The organism is Longimicrobium sp. (genome assembly GCF_036387355.1).
In the GTDB taxonomy this organism is placed as follows: Bacteria; Gemmatimonadota; Gemmatimonadetes; order Longimicrobiales; family Longimicrobiaceae; genus Longimicrobium.
Window position 1 is genome coordinate 1 of sequence record NZ_DASVTX010000408.1, and the last position, 3,642, is coordinate 3,642.

Annotated in this window: 2 protein-coding genes; both read left to right on the plus strand. The window is 72.2% G+C overall.

Features of this window, described 5'->3' with window-relative positions:
- On the plus strand, window positions 1-2,025 hold a 2,025-nt coding region (locus VF665_RS17945; RefSeq protein ID WP_331054825.1), incomplete at its 5' end, for a hydantoinase B/oxoprolinase family protein.
- Window positions 2,026-2,283: 258 nt separating this feature from the next.
- A partial coding sequence (locus VF665_RS17950) for an APC family permease (protein WP_331054826.1) occupies window positions 2,284-3,642 on the plus strand: 1,359 nt, incomplete at its 3' end.

A 3,642-nucleotide genomic window follows, 5' to 3' on the forward strand; every position in this document is an offset into this window, starting at 1 on the left:
CAGATCGACGTGGAGCCCGGCACGGACGCGCGCGCCGCGTTCGAGGAGCGCTACACGTCCATCTACGGCCACCGCCCCGCCGCGCGCCCCATCGAGGTGGAAAGCGTCCGCGTGATCTCCGCCACCCTTCCCGCCTCAGTCGCACCGCCGGAATCCGCCACCGCGCACTCCGCCGTTCCCGCGGACGAGCGGCGCACGTGGATCGGGGGCGGGTGGACGGAGGTGCCGGTCTACGAGCGCGGGTCGCTGCAGGCTGGCGCGCGGCTGGCCGGACCGGCGCTGATCGCGGAGCAGCACAGCGCCACCTATGTAGCGGAAGGATGGTCCGCGGTGGTGGATTCTGCCGGCAACCTGGTCCTCCACCACGCCGCGGCCGAAGCTCCGCACCGCCCGGATGAAGCGGCCGGACAGGCCGTTCCCTCCCGTACTTTCGTACCGTCGTACTTTCGTACTCAATCCCCTCCCGAATCCGTCCGCGCCGAACTCTTCATCTCCCGCTTTCGCGCGCTGGTGGGCGAGATGGGCGAGATGCTGCGGCGCACGGCGCTTTCCACCAACGTCAAGGAACGCCTGGACTTCAGCTGCGCGCTGCTGGACGCGGACGGCGAGCTGGTGGTGAACGCGCCGCACATCCCCGTGCACCTGGGCGCCATGGGGCTGTGCGTCCGCTCCGTCCGTGACGCGATCCGGATGGAGCCGGGCGACGTCGTCGTCACCAACCATCCGGGCTTCGGCGGATCGCACCTGCCGGACGTGACCGTCATCACCCCCGTTCACGACACGGATGGCGCGCTGATCGGGTACGTGGCGAGCCGCGCGCACCACGCGGAGATCGGCGGCACGCGCCCGGGCAGCATGCCGCCCGCCGCACGCACGCTGGCGGAAGAAGGTGTGGTCATCGCCCCCATGCACCTGATGCGCGGCGGCGAGGCGCGCTGGGACGACATCCGCGGCGTCCTTTCCCGCGGCGCGCACCCCACCCGCGCGCTGGACGACAACCTGGCCGATCTTGCCGCGGCGGTGGCGGCAAACCATCGGGGTGCGGAGATGCTTCGCGCGCTGGCCTGCGAGCACGGGCGCGGCGCGGTGGCGGGGTACATGGACGCGCTCAAGCAGCGGGCGGAGCGCGGGATCCGCGCGGCGCTCGCGGCCCTGCCCGACGGCGTGTACGAGGCGGAGGAACGGCTGGACGACGGGGCGCCGCTGCGCGTCCGCATCACCGTTCAGGGCGACGCGGCGGAGGTGGACTTCACCGGGTCCGCCGCCGTGCACGCCGGGAACCTGAACGCCACGCCCGCCATCGTGCGCAGCGTCGTGCTGTACGTGCTGCGCCTCCTCGTGCGCGAGAACCTGCCGCTGAACGAGGGGTTGATGCGGCCCGTGCGGCTCATCCTCCCGCCCGGGCTGCTGAACCCGCCGTTCGGCGACGACGCGGCGCGCGATCCCGCGGTGGTGGGCGGCAACACCGAAGTGAGCCAGCGACTTACGGATACGCTGATCCGCGCGCTGCGCCTTTCCGCCTGCAGCCAGGGGACCATGAACAACGTGCTGTGGGGATCGGAGCGGTTCGGCTACTACGAAACCGTGTGTGGCGGATGCGGTGCGGGTCCCACGTGGAACGGCGCGCACGCCACCCACAGCCACATGACCAACACGCGCATCACCGACCCGGAGGTGGTGGAGCACCGCTATCCCGTTCGGGTGGAGCGGTTTGCCATCCGCGAGGGTTCGGGCGGCGCGGGCGCGCACCCCGGCGGGGACGGCGCTGTGCGCGAGTTCACCTTTCTCGCGCCCATGTCGCTTTCCGTGCTGACGCAGCATCGCACGGAGGGCCCGTTCGGCATGGAGGGCGGGCAGCCCGGCGCGCCCGGCCGCCAGACCGTCATTCGAGCAGACGGCCAATCCGCCGAACTGGCGCCCGTCGATGGCGTGGACGTGGCGACCGGCGACCGCCTGGTGCTCGAGACCCCGGGCGGTGGCGGCTGGGGTGCGCCGGCGATGGCGTCTGGCGGGACGGATGCGTAGCTTCGGCCGGGCCCTGAACCCTGAGACGCGCCGGGATTCAGACCACCGCTCCCACCCGCCGCGCGGCGTTCTGCGCCCCGGAGCGTCGGCCGCGCGCTTCGTCCTGAGCCGGCGGATGCCGCCGTAGACATTGCGGAGACCATCGACCCCTTCTGGACGGGGCGGACCTGCGCGGCCGTCGTGTCTCCCGCGAAGTAGCCCGCCGCGCCGCGCGCGCCCCTCCACCTGACCCGCCCTCTCTCATCCACAGCGCCTGCGATGCCCGAATCCGTATCTCCCGAAGCGCGCCTCGACCGCGGCCTGGGCGCCCTGGACGCCACGCTTCTGGTCGTCGGCTCCATGATCGGCTCGGGCATCTTCATCGTCTCGGCGGAATCGACGCGGCTGGTGGGCGCGCCGGGCTGGCTGCTGGCGGCGTGGGCGCTCGCGGGGCTCATGACCATCACCGGCGCGCTGTCGTGCGCGGAACTGGCCGCCATGTGGCCCCGCGCCGGCGGGCAGTACGTGTTTCTGCGCGAGGCGTACGGCCCCATGACCGGCTTTCTGTTCGGCTGGGGGATGTGGGTCGTCATCCAGACGGGGACCATCGCGGCCGTCGCGGTCGCCTTCGCCAGCTTTCTGGGCGTGCTGGTGCCCGCGGTGTCGGGATCCGCGTATCTGATCGAGCCCATCGTGTTCGGGCGGTACGCCGTCTCCCTGTCCACGCAGCAGGCGGTGGCGGCGGGAATGATCCTGCTGCTGACGGCGGTGAACATGCGCGGGCTGCAGGCGGGACGGTGGATTCAGAACACCTTTACCGTGGCCAAGACCGGCGCGCTGCTGGGGCTGGTGGTGCTGGGGCTGCTGGCGGGATGGAACGCGCGGGGCGCGGCCTTCACCGCGTCGTGGTGGAACCCGTGGGCCAACGGGTGGTCGCCGGAAGCGGTGCAGCCGGGGCTGGGCGTGGCGGGCGGGCTGGCGCTGGTGCTGCTTCTGGGCCGTGCCATGGTGGGGCCGCTGTTCGCCCAGTCCGCGTGGAACAACGTCACCTTTGCCGCCGGCGAGGTGCGCGACCCGGGGCGCACCCTCCCCCGCGCCCTGCTGATCGGATGCGGCGTGGTGGTCGCGCTGTACCTGCTGGCCAACGTGGCGTACGTGGTCACTCTTCCGCTGGACGGAATTCGCGACGCGCCGCAGAAGCGCGTGGCCGTCGCCGCCGTGCAGCAGATTCTGGGGCCCGCCGGCGCGCTGGCCATGGCGGTCGCGATCCTCGTCAGCACCTTCGGCTGCAACAACGGGCTGATCCTGGCCGGCGCGCGGGTGCAGTACGCGATGGCGAACGACGGCCTGTTCTTTCGCGCGGCGGCACGCCTGAACCGCCACCGTGTGCCCGGCGCGGCGCTGCTGGCGCAGGGCGTGTGGGCGGCGCTGTTGACCCTTCCCCGTACGGTCACGGCGGACCCCGCCACCGGCGCGCCGGTGTTCGGAAACGTCTACACGCAGCTGCTGGAGTACATCATCTCGGCGGACCTGGTGTTCTACGGGCTGATGGTGGGCGCGGTGATCCTGGTGCGGCGGCGGCGCCCGGAGCTGCCCCGGCCCTACCGCACCTTCGGGTATCCGCTGACGCCGCTGGTG